This window comes from Chryseobacterium oncorhynchi, from assembly GCF_002899895.1.
Lineage (GTDB): Bacteria > Bacteroidota > Bacteroidia > Flavobacteriales > Weeksellaceae > Chryseobacterium > Chryseobacterium oncorhynchi.
This window is the reverse complement of sequence record NZ_PPEI02000001.1, coordinates 730,204-748,375: the sequence shown is the minus strand read 5'-3', so window position 1 is coordinate 748,375 and position 18,172 is coordinate 730,204. Positions and strand designations below refer to the sequence as shown.

General features: G+C 34.6%; 16 protein-coding genes. 9 read left to right on the top strand and 7 right to left on the bottom strand.

All coding sequences use genetic code 11. From position 1 onward, the window contains the following. Window positions 1-128: 128 nt before the first annotated feature. Entirely contained in the window at window positions 129-410 is a 282-nt protein-coding gene (locus C1638_RS03525) for a helix-turn-helix domain-containing protein (RefSeq protein WP_109618230.1), read from the bottom strand. A 129-nt stretch (window positions 411-539) separates the two neighbouring features. Here C1638_RS03525 and C1638_RS22165 point away from each other — a divergent pair, with 129 nt between their 5' ends. From C1638_RS22165 to C1638_RS03515, 3 genes are all read left to right on the top strand, one after another. Beyond that, a complete protein-coding gene (locus tag C1638_RS22165; protein WP_123838321.1) occupies window positions 540-902 on the top strand; it encodes a hypothetical protein in 363 nt (120 codons plus the stop codon). A 150-nt stretch (window positions 903-1,052) separates the two neighbouring features. Then, on the top strand, window positions 1,053-1,577 hold the full coding sequence (locus tag C1638_RS03520; RefSeq protein ID WP_109618228.1) for a hypothetical protein: 525 nt from the start codon (window positions 1,053-1,055) through the stop codon (window positions 1,575-1,577). A gap of 87 nt (window positions 1,578-1,664) precedes the next feature. Then, window positions 1,665-2,525, top strand: coding sequence for a DUF4240 domain-containing protein (locus C1638_RS03515; protein ID WP_109618226.1), 861 nt, complete (start codon window positions 1,665-1,667; stop codon window positions 2,523-2,525). A gap of 125 nt (window positions 2,526-2,650) precedes the next feature. On the opposite strand, the gene C1638_RS03510 is transcribed toward C1638_RS03515, so the two are convergent. Then, window positions 2,651-5,050, bottom strand: coding sequence for a hypothetical protein (locus C1638_RS03510; RefSeq protein ID WP_109618225.1), 2,400 nt, complete (start codon window positions 5,048-5,050; stop codon window positions 2,651-2,653). Between the two features lie 285 nt (window positions 5,051-5,335). Here C1638_RS03510 and C1638_RS03505 point away from each other — a divergent pair, with 285 nt between their 5' ends. After that, window positions 5,336-6,421 carry an alpha/beta fold hydrolase gene (locus C1638_RS03505; RefSeq protein WP_109618223.1) on the top strand — a complete coding sequence of 362 codons (1,086 nt, stop codon included), beginning with the start codon at window positions 5,336-5,338 and terminating at the stop codon, window positions 6,419-6,421. Between the two features lie 156 nt (window positions 6,422-6,577). Here the strand turns inward: C1638_RS03505 and C1638_RS03500 are convergent, their stop codons facing one another. The 3 genes from C1638_RS03500 to C1638_RS03490 form a co-directional block, all read right to left on the bottom strand. After that, window positions 6,578-7,366, bottom strand: a complete 789-nt coding sequence (locus C1638_RS03500; RefSeq protein ID WP_109618221.1) for a PhzF family phenazine biosynthesis protein — start codon at window positions 7,364-7,366, stop codon at window positions 6,578-6,580. A 130-nt stretch (window positions 7,367-7,496) separates the two neighbouring features. Further along, complete coding sequence (locus tag C1638_RS03495) at window positions 7,497-8,039, bottom strand: DUF3575 domain-containing protein (RefSeq protein ID WP_109618220.1); 543 nt, start codon at window positions 8,037-8,039, stop codon at window positions 7,497-7,499. Between the two features lie 90 nt (window positions 8,040-8,129). Next, entirely contained in the window at window positions 8,130-9,266 is a 1,137-nt protein-coding gene (locus C1638_RS03490) for a helix-turn-helix domain-containing protein (RefSeq protein WP_109618218.1), read from the bottom strand. Window positions 9,267-9,772: 506 nt separating this feature from the next. Between C1638_RS03490 and C1638_RS03485 the strand changes: the two genes are divergently transcribed. The 5 genes from C1638_RS03485 (at window position 9,773) to C1638_RS03465 (ending at window position 15,865) form a co-directional block, all read left to right on the top strand. Continuing rightward, complete coding sequence (locus tag C1638_RS03485) at window positions 9,773-11,188, top strand: tetratricopeptide repeat protein (protein ID WP_123838320.1); 1,416 nt, start codon at window positions 9,773-9,775, stop codon at window positions 11,186-11,188. A gap of 257 nt (window positions 11,189-11,445) precedes the next feature. Continuing rightward, window positions 11,446-14,286 carry a DUF6923 family protein gene (locus C1638_RS03480; protein WP_109618215.1) on the top strand — a complete coding sequence of 947 codons (2,841 nt, stop codon included), beginning with the start codon at window positions 11,446-11,448 and terminating at the stop codon, window positions 14,284-14,286. 20 nt (window positions 14,287-14,306) lie between these two features. Continuing rightward, a complete protein-coding gene (locus C1638_RS03475) occupies window positions 14,307-14,825 on the top strand; it encodes a phage tail-like protein (protein ID WP_109618213.1) in 519 nt (172 codons plus the stop codon). A gap of 163 nt (window positions 14,826-14,988) precedes the next feature. Continuing rightward, window positions 14,989-15,423 (top strand): transposase, encoded by a 435-nt coding sequence (locus C1638_RS03470; protein ID WP_317047554.1) that lies wholly within the window; start codon window positions 14,989-14,991, stop codon window positions 15,421-15,423. A gap of 73 nt (window positions 15,424-15,496) precedes the next feature. Continuing rightward, window positions 15,497-15,865 carry a transposase gene (locus tag C1638_RS03465; protein ID WP_109618211.1) on the top strand — a complete coding sequence of 123 codons (369 nt, stop codon included), beginning with the start codon at window positions 15,497-15,499 and terminating at the stop codon, window positions 15,863-15,865. Here C1638_RS03465 and C1638_RS03460 read toward each other — a convergent pair. Then, a complete protein-coding gene (locus tag C1638_RS03460; RefSeq protein ID WP_109618209.1) occupies window positions 15,818-16,864 on the bottom strand; it encodes a serine hydrolase domain-containing protein in 1,047 nt (348 codons plus the stop codon). The genes C1638_RS03465 and C1638_RS03460 overlap by 48 nt on opposite strands. 155 nt (window positions 16,865-17,019) lie before the next feature. Continuing rightward, window positions 17,020-18,144 carry a helix-turn-helix domain-containing protein gene (locus tag C1638_RS03455; protein WP_109618207.1) on the bottom strand — a complete coding sequence of 375 codons (1,125 nt, stop codon included), beginning with the start codon at window positions 18,142-18,144 and terminating at the stop codon, window positions 17,020-17,022. Window positions 18,145-18,172: the final 28 nt, after the last annotated feature.

Below are 18,172 nucleotides of genomic sequence, written 5' to 3'. Positions count from 1 at the left end.
ATGAATCCATATATTCGATTTTTTACGGTTTTCCATAATCAACAAAAATAAAATTCACCACGAAATTTTCAATCCGTATTTTCACGGAATTTCTTAAAATTTTCACCATAAAAAAATCCCGACTCTCGTCAGGATTTTTTGGTTTTAATTTCTTTAATATCGTATTTCTTTTCTTTAATTGGTTCATTAGGTAGGAAGTCTTTGATAGAGCAACCTAATGCTATAGCAATTAAATTTAAGTGGATTAAATTGTATTTAGCTTTTTTAGAAGGAGCTTCTATCTGTGAAATAAATCCAATATTCTTACCAATCGAAAGGGATAACTCTTCCTGAGTAATTCCTTTTGTTTCACGTATTTCTTTTATACGTTTTATAACAAACCTTTCTATTTCGTCTAATGATTCATTCATAAGTCAAAGTGAATGAAAAACAATAAAAAATATTATGTACTATAGTACATATTTCAGAAATTGTTTTATATTTGTAAGATAAGCTACAATAAAGTAGCTTTGCGATACTTCAAAGAATAATAGAAGCTATTGCTTAGAATCTCGAACAGAAAACTGGTAATTTTTAGCATACGAGACGATAAGCAGGAAGCTCACGACCTAGGCGTGGGCTCTCTTATCTGTATGCATGGTATACCAGTACCTCTGTTCGGATATTGTAGAGTCCCATGCCGTTTTTATTTTCATGCTGTTCTGCTTTTCTACAATTCTCTTTTTCTAAGCCTGCTTTATCACATACAGTATCATGACATGTTACAATGGGGTGTACAATCCATTGCGGCTTTCGGGCTTTCAGAAAAACACAAATTCTATCATATTATTTTGGGTTTGTATGGGCAGGAAGCTCTGCCATTGCCGGAGCTTCCTCCTTTACAGCCTGTAAAAAATCGTTAACAGAAAACAATTAGTATTTAGTACAGAAGAACTAAAATAAAGCTTGGCTTGCATCGGTATCGTGAAATTTTCATGGTCTGTGGAGAGCTGCGCTCCATTCAATACAATCTATAAATGATGAAAAGAAATTGATCACAAAAATACAAACGCATGAAAAAGACCGGAACAGACTTTGAGTCCCAATATTGGGCAGTGAGTAAAAAGCAATCAGGATTACAGCTGATGGAGACCTATTTTCAGTTGAATGATCTTGCCGTATCTAAGGAAAGGCTAAACAGCATTATGAGTTGCGCGGTAAGGAGAAATAGCTGGATTAATGAGGATCCTGCGGTCATCTTTCAGTTTCACCAGTCGATGAGGTCGTTGGTGCATGCCTGTTACCTCATCATGCTGAAAGACAGAAAATGGACGGTAAATACTCAGTTGGGAGATGTTTCTCCATTACTTTTTGGCTTGCTTTCGGAGAAGGAATACCAAAACCCTCTGCTGGTCTTTAAAAAGGCATTCAGAGAGTACAGCATCAGGGAATTTGATTATTTTCTTTCGGGAATGGTTTATTTCTCACTGGGAGTTTACGATAATCTACCGGAAAAGAATCTCGTGATTCCTTACATCCACCTGATTAAAATGCTGGATGCAGCACACCTTATTCTTGAAAGGAGAGGAAAGACTTAATGAAACTAAAACCGAATAAAATAGCTGGGTTCCTTATTTTTTTGTAGTTTAATTCCTTAAATACCTAAATCACCTTTTTATATATTTATGAAAAAGAATTTGATCAATCAAAATGGAGTCTCGGATAAATTTTGGAATGTTGAATATTTTGGAAATACCCAAAAAATAGTTTTTGGAAAAACAGGAACCAAGGGGCGTGAAAGCATTAAAGAATTTGCAGATGAAATGGAGTGTATCAGAGAATCTGAAAAACTGATCAGCCAAAAGATCAAAAAGGGATACACGGAAATTCCTGAACATGATGAAATCCCCCAGAAAGCAGAACTTTCTGAAACCGAAAAAGCCGATATTTATTTCTGGGAAGCCATTGAAAAATCAAATAAATACAAAAACGCCCATTGGAGCGAGTATGATGTAGAGGAGCATCTGGAAAATCTAACGGCGTATCTCTCCAGATTCGGAAAGGAAAGGCTTGTTCTTTTTGAAAAGGCACTGCAGGAAAAACTGAGTGACCTTTACACGGCTGAAATTGCGGAGCTTTCCATTGTTTTGGAATGCGAATTCAGCTCTGAGAATGGGAAATATACCTTTAACCACTATCTTTCTGACGACGGATTTATTTATTTCCGCTGTTGGCTGCTACTGAAAGGCAAGGCGTTTTTTGATGATATTAAAAAAGATATACAGGCATTTGTAAGCGGGAAATACAGCTTTAATATTGGAGACTGCTGGGCAGAGGGGCTGTTGTATGTAGCTGATGAAGCCTATTCTGCCAATCATGACAACGAAGATGAATCGGAAATAAGGGATACCGTAGATGAGCTTTATCCTGAGAACCACTATGACAGCATGGATAGGGAGATGAACCGCGAGCCAAAGGGTGGAGCTGACCTACAGACCATGTACCCGAAACTGGTAAAGGAAATTGGAGAATTGAGAAGTGCATAAAATAGGTGGATATTCACTCTTTTAACACTGGAAATTGGTTTAAATAATCTTTTCAGCCTTGTTTTAAAAATAATAAGAAAGCCTTTCAGTTTTTCTGAAAGGCTTTTTTTATGTAGAACAATATATTATTTAAAGATTTCATTCTGATAAAGAATATGGTCATCTTCATCAAAGCTTATGATCAAAACTTTAAATTGTTTTGCAGTGTCGTTATTGAAGAATTTAATTCTTGGAGGAACATAATCGCTGTCAAACAAATTAGGATTCCAGTAAAGGGTTTCTCTGGTGTCTTTTTCAATTTTGGCAGGAGAATCTTCGTCTATCATTTCAACAAGAAATTCGGATGGTTTATCATATCCTTTGATGATCGCTGAGTTTGCTTTTGTTGCTTCTTTTCCGGTATTTTTAGATTGCAGATCGCCTTTCATGGTATAGATGGCTACTGCATCACCCAATAATCCTGAATTCTTAATAACTTTTACCATCGCAATATTGCTTACAGGAATACTGGTAATCATTGCGGGATCGGTAATCATTTCATCCAGATACAGCTTGGCAGGCTTGTTACGAATGTAAGGTACATTGATCCCTGAACTGTTTCTTTGAAGCGTAACACCGGCCACTCTTCCCTGCAGCCAGTCTAATATATTATTGGCTCCGGCTACATGCTGGTCTTCATTCACGAAGTCGAATACATGATCATTAATGGAGTTAAACATTCCGCTGGATAGCTGTTTGTTCAATTCTTCTTTTGGATCTTTCTTTTTTCCTACTAATTTTACCTGGTCAATTTGTATTTCGGCACTCTCTATTTTTTTATTGTTTTTTTGAGTGTTGATGGCTCTAGCAATCGCAGGAGGAAGAACTTTGTTTGCACCGGATTTTACTACTGTATATTTTGTACCCGGAAAGTTGCCCTTAAATTGTGTGGGAGTAACCAGTGGCTCTACAGTGACAAATAAATTATCGGTATTGGCTTCCTTGTTATTTTCTGAACTTACAAATAAGGAAACTTCCAAAGGATCATCATTGTTAAGATTGTTCAAATAAACATATCCGTTTTGATCCGTTATAAATTGATTAAGAACAGGTTGGTTTTTACCTAATTTCAACATTAAACTTACAGGGGCGTTAACCAGCAGGGCATTGTTTTTAATAGGCTTTACCTTGTAAGAAAGAAACTGTTGAGGATTATTTTTAATGGTGGGTACAGATCCGCTAAGTACAGAATTCCAGTCGAATCTTTTCCAGTTTTCAGAAATAAGAAGCGCGTCTAGAGCTTCTGTATTGGCATTTTTAGAAAAATACTGAGCCGGACTGTCTATTTTTGAAGTAAAATCTCCTGTTAACCAAAGGCTGCTGAGAATATTTTCTTCTTCTGGCTTATTGCTGCCGTCATCCTCACTTACCAAAACCGTATAATTTTTAAAGTATGATTCTGGAGAAAGGTCGATGCTATTGAAAGATCTTGGCGTTTGTTTTATGCTCTGGCCTATAATTTCTGCTTTCTCAATCTTTAGATCATTAGGTTTTATAAAGCAAAGTCTTTGTGCCACAAGGTTGTCTTGCTCATCAAAAATGGCTAGTTGTAAAACAGCGTTAGCTCCATTACTGATTTTTGGAGGAATAAGACTTGAAACTTCATTAGTCAACTGCTTAATATTGGCTTTGTATGCAAGGTGGTTATTGATGGTTCCAACAATTTTATACCCTTGAAGCTGTTGTTTTAAGTTCGCTCCCTTTATGGTATATTTAATCCCGTCTTTAGAGCTGTTAACGTCCAAATGAATACCGCTGTCTGCAACTTGTGGAAGATCTATTGTTTTATCTTTTCCTGTATTGTCATGGATAACAACCTGGTATTTTTTTCCTGAAGCAGGAGTTATGGTAAAGGCTGCAACATTTTTATCAAAAGATGTAAAGGTAGTTACCGGTACTTTTGGATTCTGGGTGTCTATTACTTTTCCGGTCCAGTTTTCTGGCAGAGAAGTATTGCTTGATAATCTTACGGCAAACTTCGTAGGAATACCGTTGATGAAAGTTCCTCCTTCCGGAAAGGCTTTTGCAGACCAATCAGAACTCTTAGAAATCACTAGCGATTCCGTAGAACTGGGATTGTAAACCGGAATTGTTTTAACAATCTGGAAGTCTTCATTAAAATTGGTCATGTAAGGAGTATAAGCTCTTACATAATACACTTGTTCAGGAAGGCTCTCTTTCAGTTGAAAATCTCCGCTGCCTTCACCATTGGTAAGAAGTATCGTTTTCCAGTCTATTATTTTTTTATCAGAATCGTATAATTCAACAAATAGAGTAGTAGATAATGCAGAACGGTTATATCCATCAAATACAAAGCTTTTAAACCATATTTTGTCACCCGCTGCATATTGTGATTTGTCCGTAAGTAAGTATACTTTTTCTTGGTCGTAATGATCCTCAAGATTGGTAATTGCTTTTTCTAATTTAGTTTGAGCCAGTACAGGTTGTACCATCGAAAGAAGCAATACACAGAATATATTTTTCATAGAAATCTTAGCGCATTTTAATTCTTTGCTAATGTAATCATTTAAAGACTTCAAAAATTGATATTGAACGTCTTATTTTAGAAAAAAACAATCAGATTGATACTATCTTGGATTAGGTTTAAGAGTTAGGGAGTGGTGTAGACGCGATCTATTTTAAGATTGTTTGAGTGTTTTCTATTTTTGTTTATTTAGGCGATTGATTTTGAACGCAAATGGGCTATATTTGGTCGCTTATAACATGAGCTGATCACAGATCTCCCAAATACGTCCAAAAAATAACTAATAATGAAAACTATACTCCTTTGTTTCACTGCAATTTTTTTTGCAACTATTAATCATTGTAACGCACAGAAACAAGCAATAGATCCTCAAATTGATACTGAATTTTTTATACCAGTTGACCAATCAAAACTTTATACACGCGTTATTGGTAATTCGGAAAAACCAATAATTATAGCATTGCATGGAGGGCCGGGCGCTTTTTCTATAGACCATGAGTTTTATAGAGATGTTTTTGAAAAAGATTATTTAGTCGTTTACTTTGACCAAAGAGGAGGAGGTCTATCGGATGAATTTAAAGACAAGTCAATGCTTACAACGGATCAGTTTGTTAAAGATTTAGATAATGTTGTTGATTATATAAAAGATAAATATCCTAACAAAAAAATCAATCTTTTGGGTACGTCTTGGGGCGGGACATATGGTTTTTTGTATTTGCTAAAACATCAGGAAAAGATTAATTCATTTATTAGCAGTTCTGGATTTGTAGACAGTCCACAAAGAAATTTCGCTTTAATTTCTCATGAACGTCAATTAGCTAATGATCTTCTAAAGAAAACAACCGATCCTGTAAAGAAAAAAAGATACGCAGAAATTCTAACAAAATTAGATGAGATTGAAACAAGTGGATTTAAAGATTTTTTTCATGATATGAATACGGTAAGATATGAATTTCCAAAAGATTTAGGTTTTGATGTTTATTGGGCTAGGCCGGAATTGAAGGAAAAAAAAGCAGAACTATTAAGCGATCCAGCTTTTTTTGCTAGAGTAAAATATACTCCCGAACTCCTTAAAAAAGCCATCGAAAAGCTTGAATATATCAATGAAGTTTTTATGAATACTGAGTCTTACAATAATCTGAATATAACAGATAAACTTGAAGTAATCAAAAAACCAATATTAATTATTCAGGGAGAATATGATTATGCCATCGGAGTTGAGCAAGGCCGAACAATTTATAATGCACTTAAAAATGTCCCTAAAAAGGATAAAGAATTATTATACATAAAAAATGCCTCACATAATACCCCATTTGAAGCACCAGAAATATATTATAATGCGATGAAAACCTTTTTTAAAAAGCACAATTAAAAGTAAGCACAACTTTGAAGTTAATGCTTTTTAATTTATTTTGATGATTCGTCCTGAAAAAGGATTAATGCGTTTGCTAATCAAATAAAAATCAGAATAGAAAATAATCTATTCTGATTTTATATTTTTAAGCTATATAAATTGATTAAAATAATGTTATTCTATCCAGAAATGTCCCATAGAATAGGTTCTGGCTTTACCAGCCACAATAACTCTTTCACCTTTGTTTTCACAATAAATTTGGCCACCTCTTTCTGATAGCTGACGGGCAAAAAGCTTCTCTTTTCCTAATCTTGATGACCAGAAAGGAATGAGCGAGCAATGCGCAGAGCCGGTTACAGGATCTTCAAGAATGGAGGACTGTGGCGTAAAATATCTTGAAACAAAATCACTGTCTGTACCTGCTGCTGTTACAACAACACCTCCAGGATCCAGGTTGATAAGGTCGAAAACAGATCTTTCAATTTTGATTTTTTTGATGTCTTCCTCAGACTCATATACCAGAACATAGTCTCTGGATTTGAAGACTTCCTTAGGCTGTATATTAAGAGACTGGGCTATATTATCCGGAAGAGTAGATTTTTCAGGCATTCTTGATGGGAAATCCATATAGTAAAATCCATCTTTTACATCTACTGTTAATTCACCGCTTTTGGTGTCAAAAACAATTCTGCTCTTCTCATAGTTTAAGATGGAAGCTAAGCAATGAGCTGTGGCAAGGGTAGCATGTCCACATAAATCCATCTCTATTTCAGGCGTAAACCATCTCAGATGAATGGTATTGCCATTATCAATAAAGAAGGCTGTTTCTGCTACAGCATTTTCACGAGCTATTTTTAAGAGGATTTCATCGGGTAACCAGTTTTTCAATGGGACCACACATGCAGGATTTCCATGGAAAATTTCTTCTGTAAACGCATCTATCTGATATAAATCTAACTTCATGATTGAGAAATTTTAGGTTAGTAACAAAGATAAATAAAAACCATTTGTCAGTTTGGGAAAACAAAAATAAATCCCAACTCTCGTCAGGATTTTATTTATTCTTCAGTTTTGTATTTTAGATAGAGTTGCATTAAAATCGATAGCCCATACTCAAACCTAGCTTTATAACCTGATTGTGATCTGTTTTATCTGCATTGAAAACAAGTCTTCCATAGGCTGCATTAGCTTCAAAAACAAATCCTTTTTTAGTAACCAGTTTATAGCCTAAACCACCACCTAGAGCAACATCATAAACATCTTTGTTTTCAGTGAATGTCACATTGTCTGCTGCATATATCTTTTTCCCATCAATGGAAGTGAACATTCCAAATCCTTCAACAAAAAAACCGGAAGCATATTTCTTTCCAAAATAATATCTGTAATAGGGAGAGATGTAGTAATTCAGATCTTCTTCTTTTGTATTATCATAAACAATAAATGCAGAGATCCCCAGTGATGAGTTTTTGTTAAGGTATCTTTCAAAACCTGCTTCCACGGCACCGGATAATGGCGCGATAAGATTCAGTTTAATTTCATTTTTTCTCTCGGATGGATCTTCATTGGTTTTGGTGTTTTGGGCATTAACAGAATAAAAAGCAAACAAAATCATTGCTAGTAAAAAGTTTTTTTTCATAAAAAAAGTAATTTGAATTATTTAAGTGCAAAACTCAAATAATTCAAGTTAGGGCAGGTTTCAAAAGCTTAAAAATGGAGAAAATGGCACCTATTTGATGGTGTTTTTATATTCGTTTGGCGTCTGGCCAGTCACTTTTTTAAAAGCTTTATAAAAAGTGGTCTTTGAAGTAAACCCGGCTTCTAATCCCATCGTCAACAAAGTATAGTTTTCATATTCCGAGTTTGATATCATTTCTTTGACAGCCTCCACCCGATAGTTATTGATGTAATTGGCAAAGTTATCTTCTGTTATTGTGTTTACAATTTGTGAAAGGTATCCTGCACTTATGCCTAGTTTTTCAGCTACTTTTTCTCTGTTTAATGTACTGTCTGTATAAATGTGATCATCTTTGCAAAGAAGTTCCAGTTTTTGAAAATAAAGATTATCTGCGGTGATCGTTTCCTTATATTCTTGTGGTGTACTATTTTCTACAATTTGCAGATTGGGATACGGAATAGCTGAATCATTATTTAGAAAATTATAGACAGCCACTTTGTTTTTGGCAAGCTTGTATTTGTAAATACCTATATAGGCGGTCCAGTGCATGATAAATGTTGCCGATAAAGCCAGCCCACTCATGGTAGAGGAAATATCTATTCCAAAAAAGAAGCCAACCATATATGTAATTAGCCAGGTAGATAATAATAAATAGAGCGTAGTTAATAAGGTAATTACCCATTTTTTCTCTTGTGGATCTTTTAAGTGCCTTATCATGAAATAAGAGTAAAAAGGCGGAAACAAGATGATGATAAAGGCAAATAAAAGCTGAATCAGTCTAAGTATATTGATGATGAAAATACCTGAATCGGAGATTTTATAAATTCCTAAAATATCATTAAGATGGTATATAATAGCAAAAGTAGAGGAATAGGCAAACGGAATGTAATACAAATAAGCTTTTTGTCTGTTCTTTACGGTATCATCAATTCGATTTATTATAAAAAGGAAGATGAACACGGGGAGTAAAAATATCCACTCAATATAATCCAGAAAACATAGCAAAGGGTAGGACTTAAATGCACCCTCAATTTCAAAAACATAATTCAATAAAACAAAGGAAAGTGCAAATAGCAAGTAGGCTAAATATTTATTTGAAGTACTATTGAATAGGGAAGACTTTAAGATCACTAAGCCTAAGATGATTCCCTGGAAAATTGCAATATTTAAAAGTGTTGTATAAATCAATTTTTTATAAAAGGTGTTGTAAAGATTTGCTTTGGTATATCCTGAGAATTATTGTTTAAATATACTTCTTTCATATGAATTGATAAAACGAATTGATAGTAATACTGATGGCTCTTTTAAGGGGTTGAGAAATAAGGAGTCAGGCTCAAAATTTTGGTTAAAGTATATTAATACCCATTTTTCATTCATTGAGCAACTCAAATTATTATATACATACGATTGACATTAACTTTGAAAATATAAACAAAAATCTATTAAAAAAAACAATTATATTTTGTTTTGTAGTTAATAATATCAATCCATTTGTTTTAGCTTTGCTTTATCTCTGTGTTTTAATTATCTGTTCATTATTTAATATTTTTATGATCACCCATTTCAGACTTATTTTCTCTTTTTGGAGATCTGCATTTAGTCTTAAACAGATTATTTTACTTTTTCTATTCTTAATACAGGGCTGCCACCTTTATTTCTGTCAGAACCACAATCTATCAAAAGAAATTGATAAATTGGTCAGTTTATCAGATGATTATATTTATGTTGATTTTGGAAAATCCTCCGAATTTTCTAAAAAAGCATTGAAAATAGCAATACAAGAAGGTGATTCTGAAAAAAGAGCAATCGCTTATTATTATATTGTTCGCTCTCTAGTTTTTTTTAGAAAATTTGAAGAGTGTTCCTTATATCTTGAAAAAGGTCTTCAGGAAGAGGCACTCCAGAAGAATATTTTATTAAAGGCTTCCTTTCTTAGTTTGCAGGCCCTTTATTATAGCAGAATGTCTTTACTGGATCAGTCTTATCAGAAATATAATGAAGCACTCAATCTGTTGAAATCCAGGAGTGATACTGAATCACAGCTTGTTACGGCAAATATATATTCAGGGATTGCTGATTATTATACAGATCTTAAAGACTATAGAATAGCTCATCTGTATATAGATAAATCTATTGCGATCTCCGAGAAAATTCCTCTGAAAGAATATCTTACTGTGAAAAAAATGTACAGGAACAAGCCTCTTATTTATTTTCACAAAAGTTGGATCTTTTTACAGGAAAAAAAGGCTTCTTTGGCATATTCATACATTCAAAAAGGGTATGACCAGGCAGTTTTGGAAAAATATAAATATCTGGCTCCTTTCTATGAAGCTTATGGGGACTATTATTTTCAAACTCATGAATATAAACATGCAATCACTTTCTATGAAAAATGTGTTCAAAATAAAGAAAACTTCGGTCAATATTCTGCCTATGTAGATTCTAAAATAGCAGAATCATATAAAATGCTGGATAACACTGAAAAGGAGATTTATTTTTTGCAGAGAGCAGAGAGAAGGCATAAAGCAGATCTGGCAGATGATAAAATGATCGTTCAGAAAGAACTAGATAGAATTCTGGTTAAAAAACAATTGGAAAAAACTCAACTGGAGAAAAATGGGGTGATGATTATTGCCTTGGTCATCTCGGGTTTTATTTTGTTGTTAATTGTTGTGATAATACGTTATCAGAAAATCAGAAGAGGAAAATCAAAGATTATTGGAGAACAAAAAAGTAAACTTTCTGAAAAAGAAACTGAAATAAAGGAAAGAGAGGAAAAAATTGAAAAATTAGAGCAAAAAGTTGCCGAGTCTTTTTCTGAACTTAGTGATATGGTTAAAGAAAATTCCTCTCATTTCTGGGGTCGTTTTCAGGAAATCTATCCTGATTTTTCTACTAAAATGCTAAAAATAAATCCTCATTTAAAGGTTTCTGAACTCACTTTTTGCGCTTATATATATCTTGGTTTTTCCACAAAGGAAATTGCAGAATATACTTTCAAAGCCAATAAAACGATTGAAAATAATAGGTATAATCTTAGAAAAAGACTGGGTATGAATCCGGAAGAAGATCTGATGATTTGGATCAGGAATTATATAGATAAAGTGTAGCGATATTTCGTTTTTCATCATATAAAGAATCTGTACAAGGTTCTTTTTTTTTGCTCTATATCCGAATGAATTATATAGTTTTTTAGGAATGGAAATCTATAACTCTCATTTTCTTTCATATATGCATTGCTGAATTTCACATCTGTAACATATTGGTATTTAGGTTGTTTTTAAAATAGAGGGGCTGATGAGGGGCTCTTTTTTTCTGTTTTTTTATTCAGTTTCTTTCATTTGCAATTGATTTTTAAAACAAAAAAATGGTAAAAAAATTATTTCTAACAGTTCTATTCCTGATGATGGCAGGTGCTTCCCTCTCTGCTCAGGATTGTGGTATGGTAAAGGTAGGCACATGGAGTGGCTATACCATTAGTGATAAGCAAGCTTTTCGCTCTCAACTGAATAATACGGCCAACTATGGTCAAAATGGGACTTATAATAAAGTAAAAGGGTTCACTTTTACAGATATTACCAGTACTTTGAGCACACTTTCAGTAGCTCAGCTGGTTGCTCAATACGATATCATCAATACCGGATATAGTAATATGTCCACAGCTGATGCTCAAAAGATAAAGCAATATGTAGACGCAGGAGGAGTCGCTTTAATTTTTTTAGATGCAGGTAATAAAGTTGGATCTAATTTACATCAGGCATTTGGAGGGACGGGAACAGTAGGTGATGATGCTGTTTCTCCAAGTTATGCAACCAGTACAACTAATGCCATTAATAATGGTCTTTGGGGAGATGCTAGAAATATTTCATTAAAAGGATATGCCACCTCAGGTCTAGTCAACATCACCCAGCTGCCGGCTGGAGCAATTCAATTGGCAAATAATGGAACAAAAGCCAGAGTATGGATTACAGGTACTAACGAAAGAGCTATTTTTAGCTGGGATGAGGGGATTTTTGATCCTTTAGACGGATCTACTACTGTATCTGGAACAGATATTAATACATCACAGGAAAAATTCATCCATAACCTGATGGTGTATGCTTTGGATAAATTAAAAGCACGTACCTATACACCAACTCCCACAGCCAGCGCTGGTGGAAGTACAGCAATTTGTACAGGTAATAGTGTTGCTTTAACTTCTTCATCTGCTACAGGTAATCAATGGTATAAAGATGGAACAATAATATCCGGAGCAACGGGGCAAACCTATAGTGCAAATACAGTAGGAACATATACCGTTGTAGTGACTTCTAACGGATGTCCCAGTTCTCCATCATCAGGAATTGTAGTAACAGTTAATCCTGTACCTGCTGTTCCGACGGTAAACACAACCGCCGCAAGTTGTTCAGCGGAAGGTACGGCAACAATCAGTAATTATAATTCCGCTTATACCTATACATTTTCTCCGGCAGGACCAACTGTAGGTGCAGGAGGAGTGATTTCTGGAATGACAGCGGGAACTAACTACACTGTAACGGCAGAGAGTAGTACTTGTACCTCAGCAGCAAGTACTTCTTTTAGTATTGCAGCGATGCTCCCAACTCCCGCCACTCCAATGGTAAACATTATAGGAGGTGTTGCAACGGTAAGCAATTACAATTCTGCTTATACTTATACATTTTCTCCGTCGGGGCCAAACGTTGGTGCAGGAGGTGTAATTTCCGGGATGACAGCAGGAACCAGCTATACCCTGACTGCCCAAAGTGGGACTTGTATATCAGCAGCCAGTAGCCCTTTCATGATGAATATGGCTACATGTATTCCAGATGTTTTCCTTACACAGGATGCCAATACAAGCCTATATGTTGTAAATACTTCCACCAATCCATTTACTTATACTCCAAAAGGGGCTCCAGCAGGTTTTGGCTATAATGCTACTGCATATAATCCTAAAGATGGTTTCCTGTATGCAATCAAGAATGATCCTACAGTTGCAAATATATTATTAAGAATAGATCCGGCTACCGGTACCGTAACTGAGCTTGGTAATGTGGCAGGACTAACTAATTCCAGATATCTTTCAGGGGAGATCGATGATAACGGAAATTACTATGTATTGCCAACGCCTAATAGTACATATAATACACGTTTACATAAGATCAATATTGCAACACTTACTGCTACTTTTGTCAATCTAAACAGAATAATCAATACGTTTGATTTTGCCTATAATATCAATGATGGATTATTATATGGGGTACATACTTTAGACATTAGCCAACCAAAATCAGGTCTGCTCTATTCTTTAAATCCTCTTACGGGTGTAGTCAATTTTATTGGAGTAGTACCCTATAATGAGGGTAATAATATTTTTGGGGCGATGTATGGGGCTGCCGGTGAGATTTACGGAGCTAAAAACGTAGGCGGATTGTATAAATTCAATACGATAACAGGTGAAAAGACATTAATTTCGAGTTCCCCATTCTCCAATGTAGAGAATGATGGTGCTCATTGTATAACTTCTGCTTTTAATTTTCCTGTGGATCTTTATACAACCAAAACCGATGGGAAAATTAAATATATTCCGGGGACATCCAATGTATATACTGTTGTTGTGGGCAACAACGGCCCCTTTGGTGTACAAGGAACAATAGTTACAGATGCTGTTCCTTCGGGAATACCCGCTGCTAATATGAGTTATACGGCTGGTGTTTTGGGAGGAGGTACCACTACTGTTTCAGGAACTAATACAGGAGCAATCAATGATATAGTCAATCTTCCTGTAGGAGGAACTGTAACATATACTGTAACCGTTAATATACCACCGTATTACACCGGAGATCTTATCAATAAAGTAAGTATAGCTCCACCAGCAGGTACTGTAGAGACTAACATGGGAAACAATACAGCAATTGATACAGATACAACTGACGTATGTCTTAAACCGGGAGATTTTTCTGTAGCAGGTACTCCGACCAAATTTGGAATTACCGTTCAGCAAAAGCAATCAAACTGGCCGGAGAATATTCCGAATGGGTTTATCGCACTAGAATCTAAGACAAAAGGATTTGTTATTACAAGAGTTCAGAATCAAAATGCTATTACAGATCCAAAAGAAGGAATGCTTATTTATGATATAGATGCCGCTTGTGTGAAATTATATAACGGGACAGTGTGGCACTGCATTCAGAGAAGCTGTAATAACTAAACATAAATATTAAATTCATTATGAAAAACACATTCATCATATCAGCACTCTGCTCACTGGCGTCTTATGCCAGTGGCCAGGTTGCTATCAACAAAGAAAATATTACGGGAACAAGCACAGTCTTGGATTTTAATAATACAACAGGTAATTCTAAAGGAATTATTCTCTCTTCTGTAGATAGTGCTCCTGTACTTACTGCGAATAATAACGGAACATTTTTGTTTGATAAAACCGACAAAAAAATAAAGATGTACGAAAACAATACCTGGACAGCATTAAGCAATATTGGAGATTCTTCTCAAATTATTCCTAATCCGAGCACAGAATCAGGGAGTAATCAGGGCGTTATCATTGGTAAGAATACAAGTAGTGCGATAGGGGTTTTAGTGTTAGAATCTCAGGATAAAGCAGTTCTTCTGCCTCAAATTAATACTCCCCATACTACTGTAAAAAGTCCTTATCCTGGAATGATGTGCTATGACACTGCAAGCAAATCATTAGCCGTTTTTGATGGATCCAGTTGGAATTATTGGAAATAATAGGGTAAGCCAAAAGATCATTTACACCCATCATGATAGATCGTAAACAGAATATGATCTTCATTGGTTTCAAAGATGAATGAAAAAATGTAAAATAGAATATACTATAAAATTCTGCCAGAGGTTTGCTTTTGGCAGAATTAAAAAAAACACTGAAAATACTATGATGAACTATAAAAATATCCACATAGGAAATATCATTCAGAAAACTGTTGTAGAAAGCGGAATAGAATCTGACAGGATCTGCAATTTCTTTAAATGTACAGAAGAAGAAATCAAAAAAATGTATCTGGACGCTAATCTGTCTACAGATATACTACTGAAGTGGTGCAAACTATTAGAGGTTGATTTTTTTAGGATGTATTGTCAGCATCTTATTTTGTACGCTCCGGTTTCTCCAAAATTCAAAAAACAAAAGGTGAACGTTTCACAGTTCCGGAAAAACCTTTACACCAAAGAGATGATAGATTTTATCCTAGAACAGGTTAATACCAGAGAAAAAACCAGACAACAGATCGTCGTCGAATACAGAATACCTAAATCAACCCTATATAAATGGATGAGTAAATACAATGTGAGCAGCGAATTAGATGAATAATAGAAGCTTTCCGATGATAATCAAAACCTTGCTTATGATTTTGAAAAATGATAATATTTAAATTCTAAATTCAATGAAAAAAACCATAAAGCCTGATTATAATAAAATTTATATCGACCTTATAACTAAGAAGTTTCCTGATAAAAAAGACCTTTGTTCACATATCCTAAAAAAGAAAAGCCTGACGGTTCTGGATATTATTGAGATCAATACATTATTATTTCAAAAACAAAAGCGGGACTCCAATATGATCAACCAAAAGTTCCGTGCCTATGATAAATCAACAATCCTTCAGATTTTAGATTTTCAAAAAGTGAATGGTTTGAATAATAAACAATTGGCACTACATTATAATTTAAGTAGAAATACAGTTACAAAGTGGAAGAAACAGTTTTTAGTTTACATTTATTTCATGATACAGGTTATCAACTGCTTTTTCTAAGATTTCTCCTGTTTCATTAAAACTGGTGTTTGTCAATATAGATATCCCTATATTTTGTTTAGGGTAAATTACAAACCAATTCTGCATTCCGTATATCCCTCCGTGATGTCTGTAGATTAATTGACTACCATTTTCTATGATGTACCAATGATAACCTTCCCAAAAATCAGAACCCTCTTTATATAATTTTTTATGAGATTCGTTGAGAACGGGATTCGACTGGTCAAGCTGCAATTTCATATATTTCACCAGATCCGTAGTGGTAGAGTGCAATCCTGAAATCCCACCCCATAAAGTTCTGTTGAAGTTAGGCATTAATTCGTTTTTATCATTGTAGCCTTTTACCAATCTTGTTCTGTCATTTTCATTGAGTGTAAACTTAGTTTGATTCATATTATTGGGCTTCAAAACAAATTCAATGACCAATTCCTCAAAAGGTTTTTGATACACTTTTTCAAGGATATAGGCGGTCAGCTCCGGAGCCGTGTTGGAATAGGAATAAACTTCTCCGGGTTTTGTTTCAATTTTGATAAGTTTTAATCCTTCAAAAAATGCCTTTTTATTTTCGCTTTTTAGAGGCATGTTAGGAAATCCACTGGTATGCGTGATGAGGTGTTTGATTGTTATAGGTTCACCTTTAAATTCTAAATTGGGATAAGGTTCGTTAAGGTAGATTCTAATATCATCCTCTAAATGTATTTTTTTATCAAGTACGGCTTTGGCAGCTATATACCCTGTAAAGGTTTTCGTTACAGAAGCTAACTCATAAAGGGTAGAATCGTTGGGTTTATTTCCTTTTCCAATCGTTAATTCTCCAAAATGCTTTGTCGTTGATTTTCCATCTTTAAGAACTGAAATAGAAACAGAATGAAATCTTTTGTCCTCTAATAACTGAAGAGCGTTTTTTGTAATCGCGTTTTCAACATTTTGTTTATGGATTGGGTGAACACTTTTACACCCAACTAGGGCAAAAAATAAAATAAGGGTTACATATTTCATGGTCAGAATTTTAATTTGATATTCATAATATGACGCAAATATGCTGTAGAGAATCCTGAAAAAAGTCCGTATAAAAAAGTCGGACTCATTTTAATCAATACAATGAGTCCGATTATCTGCAATCCAGAGTTTGATTATTTACAATTAGTTAATTATCAACTGTTTCTGAATGCTGTTGGCGTTTGATTTGTATACTTTTTAAAAGAGGTATGAAAAGAAGATTTTGAATTAAAACCCACTTCATATAAAATTTCCAGCACCGTATATTCCTTTTTTGTGGGATCTTTCAGAATTGTCATTGCTTTTTTGACACGGTATTCATTCACAAAATCAAAAAAGTGCTGATTGAGGTGATGGTTAATTAATACAGACAACTCCCGAACGGGAATTTCCACCTGATCTGCCAATTCCTGAATCGTTAGGGAGGGATTTAAAAAGGGTTCTTTTTCAACCATAAAACTTCTAAGCTGTTCAATCTGAAAGCTTTTTGTTTCGTCGGTTTTATTTTCGGTTTCCAGCGTTTCGGCAAAATCTTTTGTAGGTTGTAGGGTAGAATCAATTCTGCGAAAGAGCTCAGGATAATTTAATGCCTTTAATATAAACCAGCAGGCGGCCAATAAAAATACTGTTCCCGCAACAATATTCAACCAGATAAACAGATCTCTATGCTGGGTATATCTTACGATGTTCTTTAAAATAATACATAAATGGATGATCAGGAAAACCACAGTCAGCTGAGACAGCCATATGTACAGCAATGTATTGGGATTGGTATAGTTTTCAAGATAAATTTCCCTGTATTTTTTAAGGACAAGGAATACACCAACGATATAAAAGAAAAACTGCAGTTCCCCGATGAGTTGATAAACCAACATTTCAGGAGAGTTCCACATCGTTGTAAAGAACTGTTCTTTAGCGGTACCTTCTGCCAGATAAAGCCTTGGAACTAAAATTAAGTTGACCACAATAAAAGGAATAAAATGCAGTAAATGCTTTCTTTTTAAGGTGAAATCAGAATAACAGACGGCATTCACATACAGATAGAAAAGAGGCATGACCAATAAGTAAGCAGATATTTTGAAAGTTTTCAGATTATAACTATCCACAAAAAGGTGCATAAAAAGCCCGCTGATATCAATGGCATTAATGATAAGGAACGCCGCAAATAATCTGTTTTCCAGTTTCCTTTCTGTTTTTACCGTTAATAAAAATACGGCAAGCAGCAGCGATACAAAAACAGCCATCGCAGCAATAACTTCCAGAAAACTTAATTTGTCCATTAGTTTTTTTACAAAAATAGGATATAAG

What these genes read in the sequence shown, in the direction of transcription:
- C1638_RS03470 (WP_317047554.1), top strand. Translation starts at nt 14,989, where the DNA reads ATGATGAACTATAAAAATATCCACATAGGAAATATCATTCAGAAAACT.
- C1638_RS03500 (WP_109618221.1), bottom strand. Translation starts at nt 7,366, where the DNA reads ATGAAGTTAGATTTATATCAGATAGATGCGTTTACAGAAGAAATTTTC.
- C1638_RS03460 (WP_109618209.1), bottom strand. Translation starts at nt 16,864, where the DNA reads ATGAAATATGTAACCCTTATTTTATTTTTTGCCCTAGTTGGGTGTAAA.
- C1638_RS03525 (WP_109618230.1), bottom strand. Translation starts at nt 410, where the DNA reads ATGAATGAATCATTAGACGAAATAGAAAGGTTTGTTATAAAACGTATA.
- C1638_RS03455 (WP_109618207.1), bottom strand. Translation starts at nt 18,144, where the DNA reads ATGGACAAATTAAGTTTTCTGGAAGTTATTGCTGCGATGGCTGTTTTT.
- C1638_RS03480 (WP_109618215.1), top strand. Translation starts at nt 11,446, where the DNA reads ATGGTAAAAAAATTATTTCTAACAGTTCTATTCCTGATGATGGCAGGT.
- C1638_RS03465 (WP_109618211.1), top strand. Translation starts at nt 15,497, where the DNA reads ATGAAAAAAACCATAAAGCCTGATTATAATAAAATTTATATCGACCTT.
- C1638_RS03495 (WP_109618220.1), bottom strand. Translation starts at nt 8,039, where the DNA reads ATGAAAAAAAACTTTTTACTAGCAATGATTTTGTTTGCTTTTTATTCT.
- C1638_RS03520 (WP_109618228.1), top strand. Translation starts at nt 1,053, where the DNA reads ATGAAAAAGACCGGAACAGACTTTGAGTCCCAATATTGGGCAGTGAGT.
- C1638_RS03515 (WP_109618226.1), top strand. Translation starts at nt 1,665, where the DNA reads ATGAAAAAGAATTTGATCAATCAAAATGGAGTCTCGGATAAATTTTGG.
- C1638_RS03505 (WP_109618223.1), top strand. Translation starts at nt 5,336, where the DNA reads ATGAAAACTATACTCCTTTGTTTCACTGCAATTTTTTTTGCAACTATT.
- C1638_RS03475 (WP_109618213.1), top strand. Translation starts at nt 14,307, where the DNA reads ATGAAAAACACATTCATCATATCAGCACTCTGCTCACTGGCGTCTTAT.
- C1638_RS03510 (WP_109618225.1), bottom strand. Translation starts at nt 5,050, where the DNA reads ATGAAAAATATATTCTGTGTATTGCTTCTTTCGATGGTACAACCTGTA.